This is a genomic window from Bacteroides sp. OF03-11BH (genome assembly GCF_003604005.1).
In the GTDB taxonomy this organism is placed as follows: domain Bacteria; phylum Bacteroidota; class Bacteroidia; order Bacteroidales; family Bacteroidaceae; genus Bacteroides; species Bacteroides ovatus.
In genome coordinates this window covers 1-24,366 of the sequence record NZ_QTMW01000062.1, presented here as the reverse complement: position 1 = coordinate 24,366, position 24,366 = coordinate 1, and the positions used below count along the sequence as shown (strand labels likewise).

Annotated in this window: 28 protein-coding genes and 2 pseudogenes; 11 read left to right on the top strand and 19 right to left on the bottom strand. The window is 53.7% G+C overall.

Annotated elements, in window-relative coordinates:
* Window positions 1-111: 111 nt before the first annotated feature.
* Both DXA54_RS25505 and DXA54_RS25500 read left to right on the top strand, forming a co-directional pair.
* Window positions 112-1,401, top strand: a complete 1,290-nt coding sequence (locus DXA54_RS25505; protein ID WP_120080957.1) for a site-specific integrase — start codon at window positions 112-114, stop codon at window positions 1,399-1,401.
* Between the two features lie 28 nt (window positions 1,402-1,429).
* Window positions 1,430-1,795, top strand: a complete 366-nt coding sequence (locus tag DXA54_RS25500) for a hypothetical protein (protein WP_007559043.1) — start codon at window positions 1,430-1,432, stop codon at window positions 1,793-1,795.
* Window positions 1,796-1,828: 33 nt separating this feature from the next.
* Here DXA54_RS25500 and DXA54_RS25495 read toward each other — a convergent pair whose 3' ends face one another.
* Both DXA54_RS25495 and DXA54_RS25490 read right to left on the bottom strand, forming a co-directional pair.
* Window positions 1,829-2,140 (bottom strand): helix-turn-helix domain-containing protein, encoded by a 312-nt coding sequence (locus tag DXA54_RS25495; RefSeq protein ID WP_004295430.1) that lies wholly within the window; start codon window positions 2,138-2,140, stop codon window positions 1,829-1,831.
* Complete coding sequence (locus DXA54_RS25490; RefSeq protein WP_004319131.1) at window positions 2,137-2,430, bottom strand: helix-turn-helix domain-containing protein; 294 nt, start codon at window positions 2,428-2,430, stop codon at window positions 2,137-2,139. Before DXA54_RS25490 ends, DXA54_RS25495 begins: the two co-directional genes overlap by 4 nt.
* 542 nt (window positions 2,431-2,972) lie before the next feature.
* Between DXA54_RS25490 and DXA54_RS25480 the strand changes: the two genes are divergently transcribed.
* Genes DXA54_RS25480 through DXA54_RS25440 form a run of 9 tightly spaced genes read left to right on the top strand, consistent with a single transcriptional unit; the run spans window position 2,973 to window position 7,382 of the window.
* Complete coding sequence (locus tag DXA54_RS25480) at window positions 2,973-3,224, top strand: hypothetical protein (RefSeq protein ID WP_004303766.1); 252 nt, start codon at window positions 2,973-2,975, stop codon at window positions 3,222-3,224.
* A gap of 12 nt (window positions 3,225-3,236) precedes the next feature.
* Entirely contained in the window at window positions 3,237-4,229 is a 993-nt protein-coding gene (locus DXA54_RS25475; RefSeq protein WP_007559037.1) for a hypothetical protein, read from the top strand.
* 45 nt (window positions 4,230-4,274) lie between these two features.
* Entirely contained in the window at window positions 4,275-4,685 is a 411-nt protein-coding gene (locus DXA54_RS25470) for a PcfK-like family protein (RefSeq protein WP_009132163.1), read from the top strand.
* Window positions 4,686-4,687: 2 nt separating this feature from the next.
* Window positions 4,688-5,971, top strand: coding sequence for a PcfJ domain-containing protein (locus DXA54_RS25465; RefSeq protein ID WP_017141505.1), 1,284 nt, complete (start codon window positions 4,688-4,690; stop codon window positions 5,969-5,971).
* A gap of 40 nt (window positions 5,972-6,011) precedes the next feature.
* On the top strand, window positions 6,012-6,338 hold the full coding sequence (locus DXA54_RS25460) for a hypothetical protein (RefSeq protein ID WP_007559031.1): 327 nt from the start codon (window positions 6,012-6,014) through the stop codon (window positions 6,336-6,338).
* Between the two features lie 42 nt (window positions 6,339-6,380).
* Entirely contained in the window at window positions 6,381-6,698 is a 318-nt protein-coding gene (locus DXA54_RS25455) for a hypothetical protein (RefSeq protein WP_004295436.1), read from the top strand.
* 46 nt (window positions 6,699-6,744) lie between these two features.
* Entirely contained in the window at window positions 6,745-7,011 is a 267-nt protein-coding gene (locus DXA54_RS25450) for a DUF6956 domain-containing protein (protein ID WP_004303780.1), read from the top strand.
* A 4-nt stretch (window positions 7,012-7,015) separates the two neighbouring features.
* Window positions 7,016-7,195 (top strand): hypothetical protein, encoded by a 180-nt coding sequence (locus tag DXA54_RS25445; protein ID WP_004295439.1) that lies wholly within the window; start codon window positions 7,016-7,018, stop codon window positions 7,193-7,195.
* A complete protein-coding gene (locus DXA54_RS25440) occupies window positions 7,179-7,382 on the top strand; it encodes a hypothetical protein (RefSeq protein ID WP_004295440.1) in 204 nt (67 codons plus the stop codon). The genes DXA54_RS25445 and DXA54_RS25440 overlap by 17 nt, the downstream gene beginning before the upstream one ends.
* 53 nt (window positions 7,383-7,435) lie before the next feature.
* On the opposite strand, the gene DXA54_RS25435 is transcribed toward DXA54_RS25440, so the two are convergent.
* The 17 genes and pseudogenes from DXA54_RS25435 to DXA54_RS25345 form a co-directional block, all read right to left on the bottom strand.
* Window positions 7,436-7,822 carry a hypothetical protein gene (locus DXA54_RS25435; RefSeq protein ID WP_004295441.1) on the bottom strand — a complete coding sequence of 129 codons (387 nt, stop codon included), beginning with the start codon at window positions 7,820-7,822 and terminating at the stop codon, window positions 7,436-7,438.
* 361 nt (window positions 7,823-8,183) lie between these two features.
* A complete protein-coding gene (locus DXA54_RS25425) occupies window positions 8,184-10,136 on the bottom strand; it encodes a DUF4116 domain-containing protein (RefSeq protein ID WP_120080955.1) in 1,953 nt (650 codons plus the stop codon).
* A gap of 63 nt (window positions 10,137-10,199) precedes the next feature.
* Entirely contained in the window at window positions 10,200-10,643 is a 444-nt protein-coding gene (locus DXA54_RS25420) for a DUF3872 domain-containing protein (RefSeq protein WP_004295445.1), read from the bottom strand.
* A 13-nt stretch (window positions 10,644-10,656) separates the two neighbouring features.
* The gene (locus DXA54_RS25415) at window positions 10,657-11,241 is read right to left on the bottom strand and encodes a conjugal transfer protein TraO (RefSeq protein WP_120080953.1); all 585 of its coding nucleotides are present in this window, start codon (window positions 11,239-11,241) and stop codon (window positions 10,657-10,659) included.
* Between the two features lies 1 nt (window position 11,242).
* A complete protein-coding gene (traN, locus tag DXA54_RS25410) occupies window positions 11,243-12,163 on the bottom strand; it encodes a conjugative transposon protein TraN (protein ID WP_118418059.1) in 921 nt (306 codons plus the stop codon).
* A 73-nt stretch (window positions 12,164-12,236) separates the two neighbouring features.
* Window positions 12,237-13,517 (bottom strand): conjugative transposon protein TraM, encoded by a 1,281-nt coding sequence (traM, locus tag DXA54_RS25405; RefSeq protein ID WP_120080951.1) that lies wholly within the window; start codon window positions 13,515-13,517, stop codon window positions 12,237-12,239.
* Window positions 13,492-13,791, bottom strand: coding sequence for a TraL conjugative transposon family protein (locus DXA54_RS25400; RefSeq protein WP_004295449.1), 300 nt, complete (start codon window positions 13,789-13,791; stop codon window positions 13,492-13,494). The genes traM and DXA54_RS25400 overlap by 26 nt, the downstream gene beginning before the upstream one ends.
* 4 nt (window positions 13,792-13,795) lie before the next feature.
* Entirely contained in the window at window positions 13,796-14,419 is a 624-nt protein-coding gene (gene traK / locus DXA54_RS25395; RefSeq protein ID WP_004295450.1) for a conjugative transposon protein TraK, read from the bottom strand.
* A gap of 11 nt (window positions 14,420-14,430) precedes the next feature.
* Window positions 14,431-15,510 (bottom strand): conjugative transposon protein TraJ, encoded by a 1,080-nt coding sequence (traJ, locus tag DXA54_RS25390; protein ID WP_007851775.1) that lies wholly within the window; start codon window positions 15,508-15,510, stop codon window positions 14,431-14,433.
* 19 nt (window positions 15,511-15,529) lie between these two features.
* Window positions 15,530-16,150 (bottom strand): DUF4141 domain-containing protein, encoded by a 621-nt coding sequence (locus tag DXA54_RS25385; RefSeq protein ID WP_007851777.1) that lies wholly within the window; start codon window positions 16,148-16,150, stop codon window positions 15,530-15,532.
* A gap of 35 nt (window positions 16,151-16,185) precedes the next feature.
* Window positions 16,186-16,500: a DUF3876 domain-containing protein gene (locus DXA54_RS25380; protein ID WP_004303798.1), complete on the bottom strand. Its 315-nt coding sequence runs from the start codon at window positions 16,498-16,500 to the stop codon at window positions 16,186-16,188.
* Between the two features lie 14 nt (window positions 16,501-16,514).
* Window positions 16,515-18,092: pseudogene (locus DXA54_RS25375) on the bottom strand (TraG family conjugative transposon ATPase); the annotation flags it as partial.
* 113 nt (window positions 18,093-18,205) lie between these two features.
* Entirely contained in the window at window positions 18,206-19,867 is a 1,662-nt protein-coding gene (gene ltrA / locus DXA54_RS25370; protein WP_004319152.1) for a group II intron reverse transcriptase/maturase, read from the bottom strand.
* A 601-nt stretch (window positions 19,868-20,468) separates the two neighbouring features.
* Window positions 20,469-21,389, bottom strand: a pseudogene (locus DXA54_RS25365) (TraG family conjugative transposon ATPase); the annotation flags it as partial.
* Window positions 21,386-21,766 carry a DUF4133 domain-containing protein gene (locus DXA54_RS25360; RefSeq protein ID WP_231864134.1) on the bottom strand — a complete coding sequence of 127 codons (381 nt, stop codon included), beginning with the start codon at window positions 21,764-21,766 and terminating at the stop codon, window positions 21,386-21,388. The gene DXA54_RS25360 and the pseudogene DXA54_RS25365, both read right to left, overlap by 4 nt.
* A gap of 2 nt (window positions 21,767-21,768) precedes the next feature.
* Window positions 21,769-23,586 carry a reverse transcriptase domain-containing protein gene (locus DXA54_RS25355; protein WP_009598929.1) on the bottom strand — a complete coding sequence of 606 codons (1,818 nt, stop codon included), beginning with the start codon at window positions 23,584-23,586 and terminating at the stop codon, window positions 21,769-21,771.
* 634 nt (window positions 23,587-24,220) lie between these two features.
* Window positions 24,221-24,366: DUF4134 family protein (locus DXA54_RS25345; protein ID WP_120080949.1), on the bottom strand; the 146-nt coding region annotated here is incomplete at its 5' end.

Here is a 24,366-nt window from a genome sequence, read left to right as displayed (position 1 = left end):
AAGTGACCGATGACAAGATCGACATGGATACCCGGTCTTTAGAGGAAAAGATTGCCGGTCGCTTCTCCGTAGCTATTTAATCTATCATTGACAATCAAATTCACAACGATTATGGAAACGAATAATAAAGAGATAAAACGCCGCAGCACGTTCTCCCTGCTGTTCTACATCAACCGCACGAAAGTCCGCAAGGACGGAACATGTAAATTGTTATGCAAGGTAAGCATCGATGCCAAGTCGGCCCCGATCAATATCAACGCGTTTGTCGATCCATCGCTCTGGAATCCGGAAACCAAAAGGGCGAACGGACGAAGCGAGAACGCCCGAACGGTAAACCTGGCAATAGAGAAACTGACCGAAAAAATCACCGGACATTACCGCCATATTCGTAAAAGCCTCGGTTTCGTGACGGCCGAGCTGGTCAAAAACGCCGTGGAAGGAATCGGGCAGAAACCGTTCACCCTCCTTGCCTTGTTCCGCGAGCATAACGAGGAGTTCCGCAAGCGTGTCGGCGTGGATCGCAAGGAAGAAACCTATGAAAGTTACGAGAACTCCTATAATATTTTAGCCTCCTTCGTGAAAAAAAGGAAGGAAAAGGAGGATGTAGCGTTGCGGAGCCTTGACCGGGAGTTCTACGATGATTTTGAAATATTCCTGCGTACAGATCGTGAAATGAAACCCAAGACAGTACACGAGCATCTTTACCGGTTGAAGAAAATGACCAAGCGGGCTGTCAGTCAGGGTACACTCCGGCGCGACCCTTACGGGAAGCTGCACCCGGAACTGCCCCAGCGCAAGAGCCGCCATTTGAAACTCGAAGACCTCAAAAAACTGATGGAAACTCCCGTCGGTAAACCCAACCTCCAGCGGGTGCGGGACTGGTTTCTCTTCGCTACCTTCACGGGGTTGTCCTACGCCGACCTGAAACGCTTGTCCGAAAAAGACATCACGCAGTCGGACGACGGAACGTACTGGATACACATCCGGCGCCAGAAGACCGAAACGCCCTCGGCCATCCGCCTGCTGAACGTGCCGTTGCAGATCATCGAGAAATACCGCCACGAGCGTAAAAGCGACAGGATTTTCAACCTCTATTGCCGGGGGTATCTCATCAAGCTCACCAGAGAACTGGGACGGACATACGGCTTCGACATGACCTTTCACAAGGCGAGGCACAATTTCGGGACACATATCACGCTCTCGCTGGGTGTGCCTATCGAAACTGTCAGCCGCATGATGGGACACAAGAGCATTTCCACCACGCAGATTTACGCCAAAGTGACCGACCGCAAGGTGGACGAGGACATGAAACGTCTGAAAGAACAGACCAAAGGCCGGAAAATAAATCTCTACGAGGAGGACGAACCGGAAACGGCAGATATTATAACGGTAAACGGTTGAACAGTATAACAAAAATTGATAAATTTGTATGACTATGACGACAAGAGAACCTATCAGCATTGAAAACGGGCGGGTGGAAATCCACACGCCGGAGAACCGTGTATGGCTCACGCGCCACCAGATTGCCGACCTGTTCGGAGTCTTCGTTCCTGCCGTGGGGAGCAACATCCGCTCCATACTCAAAAGCGGCATACTCCGTGAGGAGCGGGTTTACCGCCGGGAGCGCAACCGTGACGGCGGTATTGTCGAGCTGTATTCGCTCGAAATGATCGCCGCGCTGGCTTTTCGCTTAAAATCCGGGAATGCCGAAGCCTTCCGACGGTGGCTTGTCCGAAGGGCCACGACGACCGCCGTCGTCTGGCAGCTCCCCGGCATGAACACGATATTGAACTGAAAAAGAAGAACGGCCGTGATGGCCGTTCTTCTTTTATACCCATTCCTGTCCCCCGATACATTTCTTCCGGGAATCTTCCAGAAATTTCTGTATCTCGGATTCCATGTATAGTACCTTGCCCTGAATCAAATAATAGGGAATGATTCGCGCCGTGCGGTATTCCTGCAATGTACGCCTGCTGATTTTCAGCAGCCGGGACAATTCCTCGTCGGTGACGAACCGCTCTCCCTTGAGTGTCCGGCCTCCGGAGGATTCCAGTTTATCCAGTGCCTTGCCGGCCTTTTCCAAACGCCGGAAGAGATCCGCCACACGCGGATCGTGCTTGTCGATGAAATAATGGCTCATAACGCGGCGGTATTAGGATAGTGCGACGATTGCAGCAGTTTCCCGACATCTTCCGGTTTGTAGAAGATTTTGTGACGGATGCGGCTGAAAGGCAGCAACCCTTTCTCCCGGTAGGTTTGCAGGGTACGTTTCGATATCCCCAGCACGTCACAGACATCCTGGTTGTCCAGCCATTTTTTCAAACTCACGTCCTCCTGCCTGCGGCATAACGCCTCGGCTTTTCTTTCAATGGCTTCCACGTGCCCTGCCAGCGCGTCGAAAGCCTTCACGTCCATACTTATTATTTCCATGTTCTGTTTCATTTTTTGTTTCCCGGATGCCCAAAAGTACACAAATGAACAGTATCTTGTTATCAGCCAGTGGTATATGGACGTATCCGTCTTAAAAGTGGCAGCGAGTGGCGCCACGTCCGGCGGAAACGATCCTCCGCCGATACGGGATCGGCACGCTCCGATACGCCAATCGCCCGTGAAAGGAAATGTTCGCGGGCGATTTATCATTCCATGCAGGGTGAGCCGTGAACCGACTTTCGCGAGCGTTCACGGCATATCGTTTTCTCCCCGTTTCTCTCCCATAACCTTTTCCTCTCTTTTTTTCATGCCGCGGAGCGCGGTATGGAAATCTGTTGTCAGTAGCAAAGGTAGTTACGGGGCTCACGCTGCTGCAAGATCGGGCCGCGGGGTGGTTTGCCGCAAAATCTTCCTCTTTCCCTGCGGGCGAGCGTATTTTCCGACAAAATCTTGCAGCAGCTATCCCCGACACCTTTTGATGCTACCGAAACAGATTCCATCCATACCGGCTCCGCTACGGCATAAAAAAAAAGTCAAAGGTTATGAGAAACGAAGAGAAAAATAAATGGAAACAGAAATCCTCCAACCTTCCACTTGGCATAAAGGCAAAGGTCGGGTTGGCGGTAAAGGTCGGGGCGGTGGCTTTGGGCTTCCACGTGTGGGGTATCGACTTTATTTGGGTCGTTTTGGGCTTCACGTTCTGTTATGACATCCTGCGGGGCATTTTCTCCTGCCTTGTTTCTCTCGTGGCTCTAACCGGCTTTTTCTATTTCCTATTCACTCACATCTTCTAAATTATTACAGGTATGACAAAGTACATTTCATTATTCGGAGCGACTACCACGGACACACGGGTGCAGGTAGTCAAGGAAAACCAGGTAATCATCGGTATCGGTGCGGGTGCGAGCAGAAAGCGTTACGTCGTTTACAAGGTGGAACACACCGCCCGTGGCTACGTGTACCACATGGTCGATACCGAAACAAAGGAAATCAGCCAAACGGACATTCTGCGACCCCTCTCGCAAACATTCGGTATCGGCAGGTACTACGACGACGTGAACCCCGAGTTCATGGACGCTTTCGAGGTGGCTTTGCTCGTGGGGCAGGCGGAAGAGCAAGCCACGGCGCAGGCCATCGCCGCCGCCAAAGAGAAAGCCGAGCATGACCGCATAGCGGAAATAGGAGCGCAGAGGTTACGCCGCATCATGCCCGAAGGGGTGCAGGGCGTAATCATCGCCGAACTCAACGAAACGGAATACACTGACCCCTCTTACGAGTGTTCGACCACCCGAAGCGTGCGTACCGTCATTCTCGGCTTTTCGGCCACCTCCCGCAACGGCTTCGGGGAGTTGAGAAAGGCGGCGGCCAATTTCCCGCAAACGGCGCACCTCTCCGAATACGACCCCAAGAACGAACACCGCTATCCCGTTTTCACGCTCGGCAAAAGTCCGAAATACGGGTGGAGTGTCTGCAAACTGACCCACTACACACGTGAAGGGTACATCGACAGGCTGGCATATATCGCAGGAAACGAGGAGAATATATGTCTGCCCGAGCCGAAAGACGAAAAACGGGCGGAACGCACTGAAACGAGCGTGCAAGGCGGGTTTATCATCGTGGACTATTCCGAGAAGGCGATAGCCGTATTCGGGGACACCAAGCCCGTCAAGGACGCCCTTCACGCACTCGGGGGACGCTTCAACGCACGGCTGACGCATGACGGGCAGAAGAGAGCGGGATGGATTTTCCAAAAGACCAAAGAGGACGAGGTGCGGCGGCTTCTCGGAAAGGACGAATAAATGTTGAACACGGGGCGGCTCGCCGCCCCACAATACCAAAAAATCATGGCACAAGGAACAGATTATTTCAAACTGACGATACAGAACTATCTCGACGCACGGGCACGGGAGGACGAACTTTTCGCACCCCGATACGCCAACCCGAAAAAGAACATTGACGATTGCTGCACTTTCATCATCAACCAAGTACGGCAGAGCGGTTGCAACGGGTTTGCCGACGAGGAAATATACTCTATGGCACTCCACTATTACGACGAGGAGGACATCGACATCGGCAAACCCGTCAGTTGCAAGGTAGTGGTCAATCACACCGTTGAACTGACCGAGGAGGAAAAAGCCGAGGCACGGCGGAACGCCATACGGAAGGCCGAGAGCGAAGCCTACGCCAAGTTGGCGAAAGCCAAGTCCAAACCCAAGAAAATCGAAGATAACAAACTAATGCCCAGTCTATTTTAGTTATGAAACCGAGAACAAAATTCCAACAGAGCGTTGTGGCGGCAAGTAAACACCTGCCGCCGCTTACCCCCGCACAAATCGAATGGGGGTACAAGAACTGCATCGAGCATATCGGACGCCGCACGCCGAAAGGACTTATCACCTGCACCGAGTGCGGCCACACGTGGCAGAGCGAAAACGGAGAACTCACGGACAATCTGTTAGGGTGCGAGTGTCCGCACTGCCACACCCCGCTGAAAGTGGAAACCACCCTGCGCCGCAAGTTCAACGATTACGAGTATTTGTGCATCGTAACCCGCTGCAAGGGTTTTCAAGTCCTGCGCTTCGTCTATATCGAGTGTTGGGCGAAAGTGGGACAGACGCCCGTTTACACCCATATCGAAGCCGTACAGCGGTGGATTGCCCCCGACGGACGCTCCGCAACCTTCGCACGGCTGCGCCCGATGGGCTTCTTCGTTCACGGGTGGAGTTGGTCGAGCGCATTGGAACTGCGGGCGGAGAACGACGGGAAATACAACATCACGCCCACACGCATCTATCCCCGGCAACGGCTTATCCCCGAACTGCGCCGAAGCGGCTACGGTAAACAACTCCCCGATGTAACCCCTTTCGACCTTATCCACCTGCTGCTCTCGGAGAACAAGGCCGAAACGCTGCTTAAAGCGGGACAAACGGCACTCGTGCGATTTTTCGCCCGTTCCTCCCGCAATATCGCAGACTATTGGCCGGCCATCCGTATCGCCATCCGTAACGGGTACGCTATCGGGAAACCGACGGAATGGTGCGACTACATCGACCTGCTGCGATTTTTCGGGAAAGACCTGCATAACGCCCATTTCGTGTGTCCCGCAGACCTGCCCGCAGCGCATGACCTCTACATGGCAAAAAAACGGCGGCACATGCAAATGGAACGGCGGCAGGAGGAACGGCGCAAGGCGTTGGAACAGGAAGCCTCGTTTGTCGAAGCCAAAGGGCGGTTTTTCGGAGTGGAGTTTTCCGACGGGGAAATCTGCATCAAGGTATTGGACAGCGTTGAAGCCATACGGCAGGAGGGCGAGGCCATGCACCACTGCGTGTTTACCAACGAATACTATCTGAAAGCCGACTCGCTCATACTCTCGGCCACAATCGACGGCAAACGTATCGAAACGATAGAGGTGTCCCTAAAACGCATGGAGGTCGTGCAGAGCCGTGGCGTGTGTAACAAGAATACCCCATACCACGGGCAAATACTGAAACTGATGAAGGGGAACATGTCCCTTATACGGAAACGAATGACAGCATAAAAATCGGGGCGGCGAAAGCCGCCCGCAAAAACAAAATAGAATGAACCAAATAGCATATAAATTCGTGTCGTGGGACGTTCCCGCACTCGAAAGCCTTGCAGGCTCAAAAGCGTACATATTACGCAAACGGCTCAATGACGGGGGAACGCTCACCCGTGAGGAGAAAGACTGGATTACCCGTGAGGTAAACCATAACACCTATTTCAAGGACTCCATTCTGCTTTTAGGGTATCGTTTCAACTTTGTCGATGTACTGAAAACATTCGTGGTAAAGCAGTACGGGCATTACACGGAATATAAGGGCGTGGACAAGACGAGCATACGCTCCATGTTGTACGGCAGAGTGGAAAGGATTGTCGAATTATAAAATCGGGGCGGCGAAAGCCGCCCTACAAAAAAAAATATAACAATGAAAATCATCTATAAAAGCTACATGGCACGCCCGCTCAAACCCTTCGGGGAGTGGGATTGGGAAGTTCGGGAAGCAGTCAAGACGGCCCTTGCGCTCGTCGAGGGGAAAAACGGGTTCAAAACCCATTCCGAGATATGGCGAAGGTGCAACCTCGTCATTACCGTGGGACACAACATCTACACCACGAGTATCGAGATACGACCACCCGAGCAGGACGTGATACGCCGCAGGAGCAACTGGCATAACGGCTACGCCTACTACTGCAACGGCGTGTTCTGGGCGAACATGAGCAGGGTTAGAGTGGAACTTGTCTGATTAAAAAATTTCGGGGCGGCAAAAGCCGCCCGTAAAAAGCGAGAATATGAAAACGAATGAAGTAAACAAGGAAATCTCCTATGAAACGCTGCTCGTAACCTTCGGCGAGGGTATCGGGCGGCTCGACACCATGTTCGACGACCCGCAGGTGTGGGGCGTTGCCACGCTGAAGCAGTGGATCGACGGGTATGAAACTACGCGCTTCACCGAAATCGACGACCGAACGGCGGTTATCACATCCGAATACAACATGGACAGCGTGAAGGAATGGCTGCAAAAGAACACACCGATTATCAACCTGGAAAAACGATAAAATCATGCGCAAGTACAAATTATTCATCGGCTACCGGCTGCTGGGAGAGTTTTCCGGTATATGGGAAGCCAAAAATTTCGCCGCTGAAAGCGGCATGAGCGGAATTTTCTCGCTCGTGGGAGAAAATTACCGGGACAGTTGGTACGAACCAAAAAAACAGGACAAGAATGGAAACAAAGATTAAAGACATCACGGGAGCGGAAATAACCGTTACCGACTTAAAAGAGGCGGTACGCCAATGCCGGGAGTGCCTCGCAAGTCCCTACCTGATGCCCTCGGGGCATACCGTGGGGGAAAACCATGCCTACATGTTGCGGCAACTGCTCGCCCTGCAAAGGCGGAAACGGGAACACGGCAGGCAACGGCCGTGAAAATACGACGCGAAAAAAATCGGACGATAACCGTCCGATTTTTTTGTTTCCCGTCAATCGACCGCCGTATGGTCGCCCAGCTTCCCGTGCAGTTCACGCCCGATATGTCCGGCAATGCCACGGGGAGAAATTTCAGAGATTGAACCCCACCCGCCATGCGTGTATATGCACGTCTTGAGCGGTTCGGTACGAGAAAGGTAGAACAGATAGCCGTTGCGGAGCAGGATGCCCACAAACACCGAGCCGACCTCGATGTCGGCGATCTCGTCAAAACGTATCTTCCCGTCATTGTATAATACTGCCGTGCCATCCGCATCGGGAATGACGAACAGATCGTCTTCCATGACAATCCCGTGCAACTCGATTAGCGACCCCAGGCATTCACTCGCCGATACCCGGTCGTAATCACCCTTTACCTCATTTGTCGATTTCGTTTCCATATCGCTTTTCTTTAGGTTCAGACAAATACCATACGAAAAAGGCGTGAGAATACGTTAAATACCGGCATTGAGGTACAGCCAAGCACCCATCCACTCGATAGATAATTTCTCCCCACGCCGCTATCGCATACGCTTGACGCATATAGACACGACGATGAAGAAGAGAACTACCCATTATTTTGCGAGCGGATTAAAATTTGGCTGTTTTCAATGCCCCACCATAATGTGTTCCTTCCGTATGTAAATCGCCCGGCGGCACGCCGCCGGAGGATTCGATTGCAAATATAACGATTTCATCCGGGTATCGGCGACAACACGTGCGATTTTTAACAACCTTCCTGCCAAAGAACTACCCGCCGTCCTACAATTTCGGCCCCCGGGCGGGTTTGCGGGGCGCGACCTTCGGCTGCGCCTTCTTCTCCCTGGGCGGTTCGACGATCCGCAGTTTGAGTTTCTCCGTCTTACGGTCGTAACGCACCTCGCAGCAGTCAATCTCACCCGCAACCGACGTCCACACGTTGTTCACACGCACCGCGCCGCCCGAGTAGAGGGTCTTGTATTGTTCGTATTCGAGCGGCTGCCGCAATTTCGCGTCCACCTGACGGTGGAACGAGTAGATATTACGTCCCTTTGCTATTTCGTCGGGAACGTAAACCCGCAACTCGGGATGGGCGGCCTCGGCATAGAGGCACAGATCCGCCGTGCGAAGCTCCCTCGGAACCCACTGGATCATCCTCGGGTCGCCCCGCACGGCCGTATCGGCCACGAGCGGCGTGATGGCCCTCTGGGGAATGTCGTACAGCACCCCCGCATCCTTGCGAACGGCCTCCAACGCCACCTCCTCCGTTACAAGCCGGCGGTTCAGGTGCAGGACACTCATCAACCGGTGTATCTGCTGCGGGTCGTCCTGCTCGCGGAACACCTGCAAGACCAGGGCGGGGTCGCTCAACGCGCTGATAACCGAGAAATCGGTTTTGTCCTTCCCGTAGGTACGCTCGAAAGCCTCCCGGCTCATCTCCGGCGTCCGGGCTTCGCGGGGGACGCCTTTCAGGTTTTGCGGGTTCTCCCGCACCAGGCTCATGTATAGATCCGGGCTTTTCATGCTCTCGGGCAGGTGGGCGATGGCATAGGGACTGCGCCGTATGGCCTCCATGCACAACTCCGGCGTTTTCCACTTCTCGGGGACATATTGCAGGTAGCTCCCGTCGTGCCCGACGGCCCGGCGGCACATCTCCTCGTTCTTGGCGTGGTCGGGAAGGTTGTAGAACAGCTCCGGCTCCAGGGCGAAAATTTCCCGGGCCACCCTCGGCGTGAGGAACCAGGGGTTCATGTTCTCCAAAAAATCGAAGGTCTTCTCGTAATTCGTGCAATAGAACCCCAACGCCTTCATGTGTATATCCTCGAAAGGGATATAGCGGAGGACACGCAGGTCGTCGGCACGGGCCAACGCCCGGTTGCAGACCTCCGGCGTGAGCTGTTCGGGGTTGAAAAAGCGGATGGCCAGGGGATCGCGCTCCAGCGCCATCCCGCACAGACGGTCGGTTTTCAGATGTTTCGGAACGTACTCCAGTGCCAGGTAGTTCGAGGACACGGCGGCCTCGCAGACCCGTTCCGTGCGTAATTCCTCCGGCACTTCATGGAGCAGGATGCCGTCCCCGCTGACGGCACGCAGGCAGACTGCCTCCGTGCGCAGTTCCACCGGCACGAGCGAAAGGCAGGACGCGTCCATCCCCACGCCGTGAAGGGCCAGTTCCCCGGTCATGACCTCCGGGGCAATGGAGGCGAAAATCTCGAACTTGTCCACGAACGACATCCCGAATTTTTTCAGCCCTTCCAGGCATATATCGGGATACGGAATGTAAGGGAGTATCTTGTAATCGGCACTGTCCACCGCTTTCAACGCCGCACGGCATATTTGCGGCGTCCTCAATTCCCCGGGGACGGCCTCCAGCACCAGACCGTTGCGCTTCACGGCCGTCATGCACAGTTCGGGGGTCTTCAACCCCTCCGGAACGTAATACAGCGCGTAGCTGTTGCTATCGACGGCGGCACGGCACATTTTCGGTGTCTTCAGACGGTCAGGGACGAATTTCAGTGTTTCGCCCCGGTGGCCGGCCGCGGCAAGACAAAGTTCCGGCGTTTTCATCGCTTCGGGAACGAACTCGATGTTGAAAGCCGATTTCTTGATGGCGAAACGGCAGACTTCCGCCGTTTTCCGATCCTCGGGCAGCGTCTCGAAAAGGTTCTCGCGCCACGGGTTCTCGTACACCCCCGTATCGAGATAGGCTATATCTATTCTCTCTTGCTCTGTCATGGTTTTCAGTATTTATGGAAAGCGCCCGGGTGACGGGCGCTTCTCTTGGTTAGACATATTCCGTTATCGTTCCGTTTCCTCCGTCCCGTTCTCGCTCTGGAACGTGAAGGAGGTCTTCACGACCTGACCCGTGTTGTCCTCGACATAGACGTCGATGGTCTGCTGGTCATCGCTGCGCGATGTGTAATAGAGGCGGAACACCTCACGGTCGAGCGGATAGCGGTCGTTGGGCAGGAACACCGTACCGTCGTCCATCCTCAACTCACCGCGCCCGTCGGGCTGGAAATAGCGGATCGTGTAACGCGCGCCGTCATATCTCCCCTCCCGCACGAGCGTGCAGCGGATTTCAGCGGTTTCACCAACGGAGATTCGCTTCTGAACGGGCATCGTTTCCAAAGAGAACGTGTACGCCTGCTGTATATCCAACCCGTTGTCGCAGGATGCGCATAAAAGACCCAGGGCGGCGATCCAGACCGCCAGGGCCAATATCTTTTTCATCTTTTTCATGTCGCTTGCAAGTTTAATGGATTATGAATTTCACGCCCAGGCCGAACTGCGCGTGGAAATGTCCCGTTGTAGTGCCCCATAGGATACGCTCACGCCCCGTCAGCGAGAGGATAATCCTGTCGGTCAGGTACGCATCGACCTCCAGCGTGACGGCCCCGCCATAGAGGAAACGGTCGCGGTGGCGGAGCGTAGAGCCGTCATAGAGCCGCCTCTCGCCCCGGTTCACGCTCTCGTAACCGGCCAGCGCCGAGCCGCCGAGGTAGAAGAAAAAAGTCCTGGACGGGTCGGCGAGGAACTTGTAATAGTAACCGCCCTCGGCCGTGAACTGCGCCACAGGGATACGTTCCGACTTGTAGGGGTAATAACGGTTCAGGAACTCCGCGCCGAACACCCACTTGTCGGCATTCTTCGCGTAGCGGCTCATGGCCAGCCCGAACCAGTAGCCCGTTTCGCTGTGGCTGTCCCGGGTATAGAAGCCGTCGGTCATGCCTCCCCGTATTTCCAGCCCGCGCATGGCGGGCAGGGCACGCTGGGCGTGCGCCCCGTCCGAAAGGAGGAGGCATAACCCCAGCGTGAGAATGAATATCGCCCGTTTCATATCACTTTACCTTTAACTCGTTGATAACACGTGCGCGCACCAGGTCGGCATTCTCCACCGTGAAAGTCTGGTGTCGCCCGCCCTGCTGCTCGTGCAGTTCCACGACCAGCTGCTTGTCGTCGGCCAGCGTGAACTTCGGGAGCGTGAAGATCATGCGCTCGGTACGCTTGCCGCCGATGACCTGCACGTTGTTGTACGCCCGCACGGGCCATACGACCTGCTCCTGGATGGCCGTGCGTTTGGCCACCTTCTTGTCCGTAATCTTGAACGTCAGGTAGTCCACGTTGAAAGGCACGTTGGAGGAGTTTTTCAGTTGGAGGTGGAAATAAAGCAGGTCGTTATGCACGTAGATACCTTTGAGGAGGTATTGTACCCCGAAACGCTTGCAACCGATATGCTTGATCTCGCGGCGGTCATTCTTGTAAATGGACTGCATGATCAGTTTGACCAGCAGCGGAGATTCGCATCCCAACTCCTGCAAATAGATGTCCAGCGCGTTATTGGGGCGGTTTACCGCCTCCCCGTCATGCAGGAAGTCCGCCATCTCGACCGACAGTTTCACCGGCTCGTCGGCATACTTGACATTGAAGCTGTAATAGGCCCCGTCCTCGGTAATGACCGAAAGGTTGCTCTCGCGCGAGAAATCACGCAGGGCCGCCTTTACACGCAGCACGTTTTCCGTGCCGTCGGCTTTCGCCGCCAGAAGATCCGAAGACCCCAGATCGACGTAACGGATGGCCGAGGGGAAAATCACATGCACGGTCTTGCTGAACGTCACCTCCAGCGCGTAGGGCGGGATAACCCGGTTGAAGGTCAGCGGACGGGTAAGACCGTCGTACAAATCGCCCGTGGAGGGCTTTTCCTGCGCGTGGGCAGCGAACATGCACCCGATAAAAGCGAGTGCCAGAAGAATCTTTTTCATACTCGATAAATTTTTGATTGTTGATAAAAATGGATTTTTTTCAGTGGTGTACGGAAGTACGTCGTTTGTACCCTTATTGAAGGGGCGGGAGCAGCAGGACGCTGTAACCGGCCTTGAGCGTGACCTTGACCGAGCGCATCTTCTTGCTCACGTATTGCGACACGCCCTGGATGGCGCTGCGCCCCAGGTCGGAGAGCAGTTGCGAACCGGCATCGTCCGTGATCGTGATACTGCTGCCCATGCCCGCGCCCATATTGGCGGCGATCTCCTTCACGGCATTGAGTTCTTCCGACCCCGGCACGGGAATACCCTCGTTGCCGTTCGTGTCATAGACCGACAGATCGACCGGAACGACCGCCCCGCCGTGCTGGACAGCGCTGACCTTGACCGTCAGCCGTTCGCCGTTGATCCTCGCCGCCCCCGTTACGGGCGTACCCGAGGGGATGAGCAGATCTCCCGCCATCATCGGTTCCAACAGCCGGAAAGTAACCTCCCCGCCATCGGTGAGCGTCACGGTTTGCTGCACGGTGGCGCGGATACTGTTGCGCTCGGGCTCGCGAAGGTCGCTCCCCACCGTGTTGAAACCCCAGTTCCGGGGCTTGACGAACTCACGGGCGAAGACCGAATCGGGCAGCGGGGCGGCGAGCAGCGACACGATGTTACGGCGCACCTGGCGCACGGGCTGCACGGAAGCCTTGCCGGAAACGGAGGCTTTCTGACGCGGGGCTTCAGGGGCCTGACCGCCATTCATATAGCGGGCGGCGATCTCGTAGGACTTCTCCAGCAGCGCCACCTGCTCCTCCTGGGCCGTTTTCTGCGCCTGCTGTTCTTCCAGGCGGCGTTCCAGTTCCTCGATGCGGGCCTGCATCTCGCGCTCTTCCCCCGTTTCACCGGCGGTCTCCTCGTAGAAACTGCCTAACTGGCGGTTGATGTCGGCATAGGCGGCACGGGAAGTCCGGAAAGCTCCCGACGAACCGCCGGCAGGGCCGGAAGACTTATCCGGCACGGCAGCGGGCATGACGGGTTCTTCCTCCTCGTCCTCCATCCCGAACGCGAAATCCTGCAAGGAGCGCATCTTTTCCCGCTCCCTGCGCCGCATCTCCTCCTGCACGTAGGCATCACGCTTGTCCGAGAGGATACCCTCCGATTCCGGGGTCGGCAGCTCCGTGTTGAAACCCGCCGAAGGCTCCTCCCGTTCTTTTTCGCCGGGGGAGAAGATCAGCCACATGCACCCGGCAAAGGCCAGGAAAAAGAGCGGGAAGACCACCATCTTCTTCCGCATCTGTATCTGCCGGGGCGTGAGTTCCTTTTTCCCCGCCTCCGGCTGTTTATTCTGTTTTTCGTTCGTCGTCATAATTGAAATCTTTTAGATGTTTTACACTGTCGGCCTCCTGCCGTTGTCTTAATTCCAGCTCCAGCCGCTCGATATGCCGTATCTGCATCCGTTCCCCGGCTCCCTTGCCGAAGCGGTAGATGGAAGACACGGTAAAGTAGAGCGACAAGACGGAAAAGAACAAGAGCAGCGTGAGGATCACGATAATCCGCTTATCGGGCGAGAGCGCCCCGCAAGCGCGGCGCAGGTGGTCTTCGACCCACTCCCCGAAAGCCTTTATTCTCTTCTTTGCCATAGCCTTATCTTTTTAATGTACGTAAATCGCGGTTCTCCAGAATCTCGAATTTCTCCATGATGAAACCCTGCGGGTTATTGTCCGAACGCCCCGAGTTGATCAGCTCGCAGCGCGTGACCAGCGAACGCTCGGTGATGTTGCTCTCGCGGACAATCATTTGCCGGGCATAGGTCATGGCCCGGTAGGGATAGGCGTTGAAGTCGCACACCACGGAGTCCACCTCGATACGCTGGCTGATGTTCCCCGACACCACACGGTTGTAGTAACCTTTCTCCTGCATGTCCTGGTAATAGGCGAAGGCGCTCTTATCGACCAGGAACAGCGCGCGGTTGATGTTGCTCTCGATGGCCGCACGGTCGGGCGAGAGGGTGAAGAACAACTCGTGAAAACGCCGGATATGTTCGCGCGCCTCCACGGGGCGGTTCTGGCTCAAATCCTGCGAGAGCGCCAGCATCAGCGACTTGCCCCCGTCCAGGACGTAGATCTTCTCGCGCTGCTTTTCGGCGAAACGGAAGCTCGCGACCACGCTGAACACGGATACCAGCGCGCACAGGCAGAGGAACACGATACCGAAAAGCCGAATCTGCCTGAAACTTGTTTCGATGTTTTTTAATGACTTGAATTCCATTGTCCAAATTGTTATGAATGATTATTGTTACCTTGTGTTGCCAGGTTGCGCCCGTTGGGGGCACTGCCCGAAGCCGGGCCACCGCCGCCGTTACCGGAGGAGGAACCGCCACCGCCGCGACGCCCGAACGTGCGGCCGATCATGTTGCCGGCGATACCGCCAGCGACACCCGTGGCGAATGCCCCGGCCTTGTTGATACCGCCCATAGCCCCGCCGGCTCCGCCCGACTGGATCACCCACTCGGCAACGGTGGGGATCGTGAAATAGCCTATGATACCTATAATCAAAAAGATAATATAGACACCGCTGCCGCTGTCGGGAATGTAGTTGGGGTCTTGCAGGGCCAGGACGTCCGCCTGGAGCATCAACGTCTGGATCTTGGCCAGCACCGCGGAGAACAGGTCGGCGATGGGAAGCCAAAGGTACACGCTGATATAGCGGGAAATCCAGCTCGCGAGCGTCGAGTGAAAGCCGTCGTAAATGGAGAGGGCGAACGACAAGGGCCCCAGAATCGACAGCACGACTAAAAAGAATGTCCGCAGCGTGTCGATGGTAAGCCCCGCGGCGTTGAACAACAACTCGAAAAAGTCCCGGACAAGCTGCCGGAAACCGGCCTTGATGTCGTACCACGTGCGTTCGGCCCACATGCTGATAATCTCGCCCAAATCCGTGATACCCATATCCGCAAGCCGTTGTTCATACACCTCGTCGTCCACTAACCAAGCCTTGCCCTCGCGCCTGCGGGCCTCGGCTTCCAAATCGTCCTTCTGTTGCTGGTATGCCTGCAAATCCAATGTCTGCCCCTCCAGTATGGCGTGCGTGCCCTGCACCACGGGCGACATCACGGCGTTGATCGTCCCCAGAACCACGGTGGGAAAGAACATCACGCACAAGCCGATGGCGAAAGGCCGCAGGAGCGGGAACACGTCGATAGGCTCCGCGCTGGCCAGTGCCTTCCATACCCGGTAAGCCACGTAAAAGAGCGCACCCAGGCCGGCGATACCTTTCGCCACCCCGATCATGTCGCCGCATAGCGGCATCATCTCCTGATACAGGTTCCGGAGAACCTGGTGTAAATTGTCGAAATCCATGACTGCCTCCGTTTTCAGGTTACCAATATCTGTCGTTCGGGTTCCCGTAAAGTGCCAGCACCCGGTGCGCGTCGCCCTTTTCGCGGCTGCGGATGAAGGACACGGAGATGGTCTTGCGCGTGTAATAGCGCGTGAGGTTGCGGTACTCCAGCATCTTCGTGTAAACCTGATCCACCACGTCCATCCGCTCCTTGTCCGAGAGCGAGAGGCCGTTGCCGCCGGTTATGACCGTCTTGAGTTCCGTCACCAGCGCGCCGCCCTCCTCCAGCAGCCGGGCGTAACCCGCCGAGATCGCCGCCAGCTCGTCCACCGTGAAGTTCGGGTCTGAAACCATACGGTTGAATCCCGAGGTGTAGATTTCCGTGATCTCGCTGACCATTTCGAGTGTCAGCTTCACCTTCCGGGCATCCTTGATGATGTTATGCACCGATTTGAGGGCGTCGTAGTAAGCCTTGCTCTGGTTATAAATCTTGATACTCTCTTGCAGCGACTTGACCATGTTGGTCGCCGTGGTCGAGCTTTGAACCGCGCTCTTGATGTTCTGAACGAGGTTCGACGGGTCGATGACCGTCCACTGCGCTTTTGCCTGGTACGTGAAGCAAAGAAGCCCCACGAACAGCGTTAAAATCAATCGTTTCATCCTTTTCATTATTTAATTCGTGAATACTTGGGCGGTCATTCCGACGCCCGGTAATAATCCCCGTAGGCGGAGAGCTGGAGCACCTCGCGCCCCGCATCGTAGGCCAGGGCGACATACCCGTAGAGGTCGAAGTAACGGATACCTCCCCAATACTTCCTCACGGGACGGGAGAAGCGTGTCCCGTCCTTGTAGGACACCTCCACGTAAAAACCGCCGCCCCGGCGTCCCGGGTTGCGGTAGATGCGAACCCGGGGAGAACCCGAGCGGCTTTCCCACTCGCCCGCCACCTCGTACAGCGCGAAGTCCAAACGCGCCGCCGTGGGGTCTGATCCGATACACTTGCGATACATGGCCTGCCCTCCCTTTAACGTTTGCCCTCGGCGAGCTGCCTGATCGCCAGTTCCATATCACCGCCCAGCTCCCCGGCAAGCCGCTGTACCTCCACTTTCTCCGTTTCCTCGGTCGTGTAGGCCAGGTACTCCGGGACGCTGACCTCCGTGGCATAGACCGCCGACTGAACGCCGCCCAGACCGATCCAGACCTCCTTGTATTTACGGGAAGGGTCGTTGGACTGGTTGATCGAGAGAATCTGCGCCTTCTCCTTGTCGGTCAGCCCCAACAAGGACTGAATCGCGTCGAAACGGTTCATGAACTTGCGCTGGTCGAGCAGGATCTTGCAGTCCGAGTTGTTGATGATCGCCTCCTTGACCACCGGGCTGGAAATGATGTCCTCGACCTCCTGCGTCACCACGATGGCCTCACCGTAGTATTTGCGGACTGTTTTATACATATAACGCAGATATTCAGCCATATTGGCCGTAGAGAGCGCCTTCCAGGCCTCCTCGACGATGAGCTGTTTGCGTACCCCCTTGAGCCGTCTCATCTTGTTTATGAAAGCCTCCATGATGATAATGGTGACCACGGGAAAAAGCTCCTTGTTTTCCTTGATGGAATCCACCTCGAAGACCACGAAGCGCTTCGAGAGCAGGTCGATGTTGGCCCGGGAGTTCAGAAGGAAGTCGTAGCGTCCGCCCTTATAATACTGCCGCAGGGTGATGAGCATGTTGTCGATGTTGAAATCCTCGCGGCTGACCCGGATCTCCCGCTCCTCCAGCTCGCGGCGGTAGTCGTCCCGCAGGTACTCGTAGAAACTGTCAAAACACGGCACGATATTCCGGTCGGCGCGGATACGCTCGATATAGGCGTTCACGGCACTGCCCAGCTCGCCGCTCTCGGTCTTCGTGATCTTGTCGTCCTCGGTTTTCCAGAGTGTCAGCAGCAGCGTCTTGATGCTGTCCTTCTTCTCCACGTCGAAATAGTAGTCGTCGGTGTAGAACGGGTTGAAACTGATGGGATGTTCCTCGGTATAGGTAAAATACACGCCGTCCTCACCTTTGGTCTTACGCCGGATCAGCTCGCAAAGACCCTGGTAGCTGTTACCGGTATCCACCAGCACGACATGCGTGCCCTGCTCCCAGTATTGGCGGACTAAATGATTCATAAAGAATGACTTGCCAGACCCCGAGCCGCCTAACACGAATTTATTCCGGTTGGTAATGATCCCTTTTTTCATCGGTTCGTCCGAGATGTCCAGGTGCAGGGGCCTGCCGCTTATGCGGTCGCACAGCTTGATGCCGAAAGGACTGGACGAGGATTTATAGTTGGTTTCCTCCGTGAAGAAACAGACCGCGGGCTCGATGAACGTGTAGAACGATTCCTCGGCGGGGAAATCCCCCGCATTGCCCGGCATACCCGCCCAGTAGAGCGTGGCGGCATCCACGGTGTTGTGGCGCGGGCGGCACTCCATCAGAGCGAGCTGGCTGCCCACATCATTGCGGATATGCCGGAGCTCCTGCACGTCGTCCGACCAGGCCAGCACGTTGAAATGGGCCCGGACGGATTGAAGACCGAACGAGTGCGCCTCGTTGAGATACTGGTCGATGTCGAGTAGGTCAGCCCCCTTACGGGAGCTTTCCCCTCTAAGAACCGTACGTGAGAGTTTCCCCTCATACGGCTCAAGCAATTCAAAACTTTTATTTGTAACTAAAAGCCGGCTCATAGTAACTTCCATTTATTTCTGTTAGTAATTCGGCTGCAATGATCATGTATTAGGACTTTCGCCTTTCTACTGCTCCCTGTCATTTCAGTAATTTTCCAGGGAGTTTCCCGTGTGATGTGCTTGCCACACACAGGGCAACATTGCATTTGCTGATTCCACAGGCGATAGATATATTGCTTGCCGTCTAAGTGTGCAAGCATTCTTCGGGTCTTGTATTGATCGAAGAAATCTTTCCAATCGGCATCATATGGGTTGGCCTCACTGCGGATTTTGATATGTCGCTTTATTTTCGTATCCGACAATCTCACAAGAGTGTGGTATTTATCCACTTTCCTGTTTTCAAGCGGTACGGCAAAAGTCCAGCTTCTACCTCTTACAGTGTGATAATACTTGTTGGCAATCCATCGTTTACCTTTTTTGGGATGTCTTCTGCGAGACCATCGCCATAGTTTGTTGAAAATTTGTGCATCTGTTTTACGGAAAGTTTCCGATGCAGAACACCCCTTGTAGTAGTTCGCCCATCCTCTAATGACTGGGTTTAGCAATCGTATCAAAGATTGTTGCTTAGAAGACTTGTTCTTGTCCACTATTTCACGAACCTTATCTAAAAATCTCTTTCGACTCTTCTTGGATGGTTTTGTGATAAACTTGCCTTTATATTTTCTGATATTGAACCCAAGAAAATCAAACCCTTCTTCTATATGAGTTATCTTAGTCTTTTCTTCTGATAAGGTAAGCCCTCTTGCTTGAAGAAACTCAATGACTAATGGTTTAACATGGTTCTCCAACAACTCCTTACTCTCTCCTGTGATAATAAAATCATCCGCGTAGCGAACAAGATTTATCATAGGAGTATAGTAATTTTTCTTCGAGCGGTTTATCGGAAAGCTATCGGCAAGCAGTTTTTCCAGTCCGTCCAAAGTCATATTTGCAAGAGTTGGGGAGATGATGCCGCCTTGAGGAGTTCCCTCCTCTGTCGGAAAAAGTTGCTTGTTGAAAATAAATCCACTTTTCAACCATTTACGGAGCAAAACTTTATCCATAGGGATATTGTCAAGCAACCATTCATGACTGATATGGTCGAAACAACCTTTGATATCACCTTCTAAGATCCATTGTGGGGATGTCGTCCTTGCCAGGTCATTGAAGCATTGTTGAACGGCATCTGCCGTGCTCCTTTCTTTTCTGAAACCATAAGAATTGGCATCAGCCGTTGTTTCAGCTACGGGAGCCAGTGCCATCAGATACAATGCCTGCATAGCCCGGTCTTTCATAGTTGGTATACCCAATGGTCTTAATTTCCCGTTACTCTTTCTGATATGTACTCGTCTCAGAGGTTGGGGTGTATAACCTCTCCTTTTCAGTTCGGTTATTGCACACACTTTAGCATCTGGCGTTTTCCATGTTACCATATCGACGCCAGCCGTTTTACTCCCATTATTGGAAGTTACACGTCTTACCGCTAATGCTTTAGCGTAAAACGAGTGGGTCAGTGTCCACTGCAAGGCTTTGACCTTGTTGTGGCGACCCTCTTTTTGAGCCTTTACAATACGCGCTTGTAGCTTTTGAACCGCAGCTTCGCATTTGAGCCAATTTATACTGTCCCATTTGCTCTGCGTTTGGTCAGTCGATGCACACGATTTTTTAATTTCGTTCATTTGCTTTTCTCCTTTTAAAAGTTCTAAAAGTTTCTTGTAAAGAATCACCTACCGCAGAAGTCAGCCTGCTTTCGCAGCGGGATGATGTTTCAATCCCTATTCACCCCATTACAGGGTGGCATTCGCTTTTTCTGCAATCCTATACCCGCACTCCATTCGGCATTCCTTACGGTCTGCTTACCTGTCATTGGCAGGAGAAATACGGGCTTACTACGTTCCGTGCAAGTAACTTATAAGTGGGTTAGGTTCTGTCTATTACACCGGCAGTACTCTGTTCGTGTATTCCCAGAATGGAGAGGAATAACCGACTGCTTCCCTTTTGGGCTGAAGCCTATCAGTATCTTTGGCTTCTTCAACCTTACGACGTTTAGACGACAGTTCGCTTACGCTAACCATACCACCCAAGCCAAGCTCCCTGACTGTATGATACTAACAGCCATTGTCTTTCCCTCACGGTTCTGACTGCTCCTTTCGGAAGGGCTACCTTGTCTGGACAGCTTTGATACAGTATATTACTATTGGTGCATCTGTCCATAGGCTACCGTTGACGAAACAACGGGTTAAATCTAAGTTTAACAATTACTTACACAGCGACGTATCGCACCCACTCCTTGTTTATCTGGTTCCCGCGGGAGTAGCGGGAAAGGGACTGCATGTTACGCGCACGTTTCTCGAACATACGCAGGTTTTCGTCGCTGTCTTCCAGGAACACGTACTGGTTGTAAAGGTGGTCGCAGGAAAGCAGAAGCCCCACGGGGGCCGCGAACGAGAGCAGGCAGTCCGAACGGTCGGTGGAAAGACGCTCGTAACGGGTGTCCGTACCCACGCGCCCCGGCAGGTCTTCCGTGTCCGAGAGCGTGTGCAGGCACACCCGTTTGTTACCCACGCGCAGAACCTCGGCCCCCAGCTCGATGTCCTGAAGAGAAGTCGTCTCCGAGAGCGAGAGGGAAAAGTACCGCTCCAGCAGGCCCGGACAATCCGCCGTACCCGTGATCTCGTCCCCCGTGAGGCGGACAAGGGTCAGGAAACCCGAATCGTTCAGAATACGCTCGAACTGTTCCGCCGCCTCCAGGAATTTTGTCGCCGATTCCCGGTTTACCTCTTTGGGAATGATGTTGCCCCGGCAGAGGGTCGAGAAGTCTGAACGCATGTGCATACGCTCCCTCGTCGTTTTCGTCAGGTAGAGGAAGCAGGCGTGGGTCAGGAACGGACGCTCGTTGAAATGCCGCTCGTAACTGCGGGAGAGGAAACTCATGTCCCCCTCGCCCGTGGCCGGGCGGTAACGCTCGCGGATGAACCAGTCCTGCTTGTGTACCACGCTGTATTCGGGCAAGACCTTCAGGGCCTTGCACCAGGCGGCGTGGATCGCCTCGTACTCGGCGGACGTGACGGTGAACAGCTCCGGGAGTTCGACCCGATAGACGACCGTTATGTCCGCGTCCTTGCTGATGATACAACCGCCTTCCACGGCCAGGAGCGGGAACTTGCTTTCCAGCGTGGTGGCTTTCAAGAGGTTTCTCATACGCGGCCCCCCTTTCTTTTCAGCAACCGGCGCAGGGACTTGCGGTTGAGCAGGTAGCGGGGATGCCGGCGCGCGGCGAGCAGCTTCATCAGCCCGTGTTCCCCGTAACGGGCGTTCAGGCGGAAGGTAAGCCAGACCAGCACCGAAGCCGCCGCAACGCCGAAAGCGATACATACCCACTGATCGACCCCTGCCATGTAGAGGATGACGAACACCACGAAGACGGCCAGCAGGCCGCCCGCGAAGATGAAGAGGTACTGCGCCTTCAGACGTAGGCTAAGAACCCGGTGCCTTGCCGTATTTCTACGGTAGGTTTCCAAGAACTCGCCTCCGAACCGTGCTTGCACCTCTCGGCGCACACGGCTCTCCACTAACATATTCAGTCTATTATCCCGTGATGTATCTTGTTGTGACAGGGAATACATACAGCTAACGTCTTTCTCTGACGTCCAATCATTTGGATTTTCCATGGCTCTTTGCCTTTTAAGTCTTTGAGTCTTTTGACGTGGTGTATTTCAATGTTTTCCGTTGCGCCACACAATTCACACTTACCCGCTTTTAACCTTTGTATAAGGCTTGATACAGTGGTATTGAAAATCGTGTTGGCTACATAATCACAACTCGCGTCCATCGCGGTTGTTTTACGCTTAAAGCTCCCGTTGAAGAATACCCGCATCTTCTTTCCTCCTTTCTTGTCCTCATAGAAAACCGCAAAATCTTTGTGATGTCGATACTTTGCGATAATCTTTCGGGCTGTCGTACTGTACTTTCGTGCAAAAGTCTTATACAGACTGTATTGCATGATGTACTTGAAAGAATTCAGGTGTGAACTGTTATTTGCGATAGAAAAATAGTTTGCAAAACCTCGGATTTCTCTGTTATAGGCATCCAGTATTTCGAGGTCGTCCAGATGTAGCAACTTTGTCCGGCTTGTGGGTTTCCATTTCGCTTTACCCTCGAATTGATGAATTTCCATCGCCTCGTAGTAGAGAAGTTTATCCCGCATTGTGGACATTGGCACTTCCAACACTACCTTTTTGCCGTAAGCCTTAATAAGTACTCCCGATTTCTCGCCTCTTAACGTCTTATCCGTGAATGGTCGGACATAGATTTCATAGCCGAGGAATTTTGCCTTTCTATTGCCGTGCGTGATTAAGGTCTTTTCTTTGGAGAGCGTCAATTTCAGTTTCTCGCCGAGGAAATTCTTAATATCCTCTTTGATGGCCTCACAGTCCGATTTACTGCCAATCACTCCGATAATAAAATCATCGGCATACCTCACATACTTAATCCGTCTATATCCCTCGTCCATTTCATCGACAGAGGGTAAGTGCATCCTGTTTTTCTGATGTTGCTTAATCGCGTCAATCAGTTCCTTCCGAGTATCTTTATCCTTGGTTTGCTTCAGCTTTGTGCCGAGCCACCAAATTTTCCTGGAATACCGTTTGTACTCAAGGTTCATTGCCCGTCTGTCGCCTCTATCGAATTGACAGGCATACTCTTTCATGTACTTATCCAGCTTGTCGAGATAGATATTAGCCAGTATCGGGCTAATGATGCCACCTTGCGGTGTTCCGCTGTATGTTCTATGAAATGTCCAATCTTCGATGTAGCCAGCTTTCAAAAATTTCCACATTAGCCGGATAAAGCGGTCGTCTGCGATACGTTCTTTCAAGATTCCGATAAGTACATCATGGTTGATGTTATCGAAGAATCCCTCAATGTCGCCCTCGATAAACCACTTGGCCGCAGTAAAATTCTTCTGCACCTGTATCAGTGCGGTGTGGCAGCTGCGTTTGGGTCGGAAGCCGTGCGAGGTGTTCTCAAAACTACCTTCATAAATTGCTTCCAACAGCATTCGCAATACCTCCTGCACTAATTTGTCGTCGATAGACGGTATGCCGAGAGGTCGCATGTTCCCGTTTTTCTTCGGGATGTACGTCCTTCTTGCCGGTTTTGGTTGGTACGACTCATCTTTGAGCGCATCAATCAAATTTTCAATCCGTTTCAGGCTCATTCCGTCGATAGTTTTACCGTCGGAACCTTCCGTCATATTTCCCTGCCTACCTTGTATATTATGGTAGGCGAGGAGAAACATCTCCGAATTGAATAGAACCCTGTAGAGCCGTTCAAACTTGTAGCTCGAAACTTTGCTGTGCTCTGACAGACTGTTTAATACTCTCTCTGGATTTCTCATAATGTCTCACACATTATCCGTTAATTTGTATTAAAAATGTTAGCTGCCACCCTTCGCCATGTACGAGGCTTTCCCTCGCTCGGACTACTACGGTGGCTCCGTTGCCATACCGGATTTTCATAGGTCTGAAACCTAATAGCCTTTCGGCATTCCGGGTTAGGCAATCCACGTTTAATTCTTCGGCAACATAGCTTTGATAGATTGTCGGATACGACTTTCGCCCGTTTCTGCTTATCGCAGTTGTGCTGTAACCTGTTCTGCACCCAACCCTCCAAGGTCGAATCGAGTGTGTTACAGTATGGCGTCTGTAGTTACCTTCCGCCACAGTTTCGAGTTGTGCCACTTGGACTATCGTTCAATCAATCCAGACTTTATCCTCGTATCTATCTTTCATCTCCTGATTCAGTCGCATACTTGGTAACTGTATGACTTATCAGTTTATCGGCAGGCTATACTCCCCGTCCGGTTTCCCTTTCGGATAAGCCGATCGATGATAGGCTATCGAACACTTGCCTAACGTCTTGCTATCGACGCATTTGCCAAAGAACCATTACGTGCGCGCCCCGGAACTCCACGCTCTTGCCGATTCCCTTGTTGATTCCATATTCCATAATTATTTGCATGACAGGTTGGACTACAAGAAGAAAGAGCGTAGGATCGTCGCGGCGACAATCAGGAAAATACACGCGCCGAACCAGCTCGCGGCGGTCTTCGACGTGTCGGGGTCGCCGCTCGAGTCGAGTAGGTCAGCCCCCTTACGGGAGCTTTCCCCTCTAAGAA

Bases quoted from the DNA above. Each gene is read 5' to 3' on its own strand.
- DXA54_RS25505 (WP_120080957.1), top strand. From the start codon at position 112: ATGGAAACGAATAATAAAGAGATAAAACGCCGCAGCACGTTCTCCCTG.
- DXA54_RS25500 (WP_007559043.1), top strand. From the start codon at position 1,430: ATGACTATGACGACAAGAGAACCTATCAGCATTGAAAACGGGCGGGTG.
- DXA54_RS25495 (WP_004295430.1), bottom strand. From the start codon at position 2,140: ATGAGCCATTATTTCATCGACAAGCACGATCCGCGTGTGGCGGATCTC.
- DXA54_RS25490 (WP_004319131.1), bottom strand. From the start codon at position 2,430: ATGGAAATAATAAGTATGGACGTGAAGGCTTTCGACGCGCTGGCAGGG.
- DXA54_RS25480 (WP_004303766.1), top strand. From the start codon at position 2,973: ATGAGAAACGAAGAGAAAAATAAATGGAAACAGAAATCCTCCAACCTT.
- DXA54_RS25475 (WP_007559037.1), top strand. From the start codon at position 3,237: ATGACAAAGTACATTTCATTATTCGGAGCGACTACCACGGACACACGG.
- DXA54_RS25470 (WP_009132163.1), top strand. From the start codon at position 4,275: ATGGCACAAGGAACAGATTATTTCAAACTGACGATACAGAACTATCTC.
- DXA54_RS25465 (WP_017141505.1), top strand. From the start codon at position 4,688: ATGAAACCGAGAACAAAATTCCAACAGAGCGTTGTGGCGGCAAGTAAA.
- DXA54_RS25460 (WP_007559031.1), top strand. From the start codon at position 6,012: ATGAACCAAATAGCATATAAATTCGTGTCGTGGGACGTTCCCGCACTC.
- DXA54_RS25455 (WP_004295436.1), top strand. From the start codon at position 6,381: ATGAAAATCATCTATAAAAGCTACATGGCACGCCCGCTCAAACCCTTC.
- DXA54_RS25450 (WP_004303780.1), top strand. From the start codon at position 6,745: ATGAAAACGAATGAAGTAAACAAGGAAATCTCCTATGAAACGCTGCTC.
- DXA54_RS25445 (WP_004295439.1), top strand. From the start codon at position 7,016: ATGCGCAAGTACAAATTATTCATCGGCTACCGGCTGCTGGGAGAGTTT.
- DXA54_RS25440 (WP_004295440.1), top strand. From the start codon at position 7,179: ATGGAAACAAAGATTAAAGACATCACGGGAGCGGAAATAACCGTTACC.
- DXA54_RS25435 (WP_004295441.1), bottom strand. From the start codon at position 7,822: ATGGAAACGAAATCGACAAATGAGGTAAAGGGTGATTACGACCGGGTA.
- DXA54_RS25425 (WP_120080955.1), bottom strand. From the start codon at position 10,136: ATGACAGAGCAAGAGAGAATAGATATAGCCTATCTCGATACGGGGGTG.
- DXA54_RS25420 (WP_004295445.1), bottom strand. From the start codon at position 10,643: ATGAAAAAGATGAAAAAGATATTGGCCCTGGCGGTCTGGATCGCCGCC.
- DXA54_RS25415 (WP_120080953.1), bottom strand. From the start codon at position 11,241: ATGAAACGGGCGATATTCATTCTCACGCTGGGGTTATGCCTCCTCCTT.
- traN (WP_118418059.1), bottom strand. From the start codon at position 12,163: ATGAAAAAGATTCTTCTGGCACTCGCTTTTATCGGGTGCATGTTCGCT.
- traM (WP_120080951.1), bottom strand. From the start codon at position 13,517: ATGACGACGAACGAAAAACAGAATAAACAGCCGGAGGCGGGGAAAAAG.
- DXA54_RS25400 (WP_004295449.1), bottom strand. From the start codon at position 13,791: ATGGCAAAGAAGAGAATAAAGGCTTTCGGGGAGTGGGTCGAAGACCAC.
- traK (WP_004295450.1), bottom strand. From the start codon at position 14,419: ATGGAATTCAAGTCATTAAAAAACATCGAAACAAGTTTCAGGCAGATT.
- traJ (WP_007851775.1), bottom strand. From the start codon at position 15,510: ATGGATTTCGACAATTTACACCAGGTTCTCCGGAACCTGTATCAGGAG.
- DXA54_RS25385 (WP_007851777.1), bottom strand. From the start codon at position 16,150: ATGAAACGATTGATTTTAACGCTGTTCGTGGGGCTTCTTTGCTTCACG.
- DXA54_RS25380 (WP_004303798.1), bottom strand. From the start codon at position 16,500: ATGTATCGCAAGTGTATCGGATCAGACCCCACGGCGGCGCGTTTGGAC.
- ltrA (WP_004319152.1), bottom strand. From the start codon at position 19,867: ATGAACGAAATTAAAAAATCGTGTGCATCGACTGACCAAACGCAGAGC.
- DXA54_RS25360 (WP_231864134.1), bottom strand. From the start codon at position 21,766: ATGTTAGTGGAGAGCCGTGTGCGCCGAGAGGTGCAAGCACGGTTCGGA.
- DXA54_RS25355 (WP_009598929.1), bottom strand. From the start codon at position 23,586: ATGAGAAATCCAGAGAGAGTATTAAACAGTCTGTCAGAGCACAGCAAA.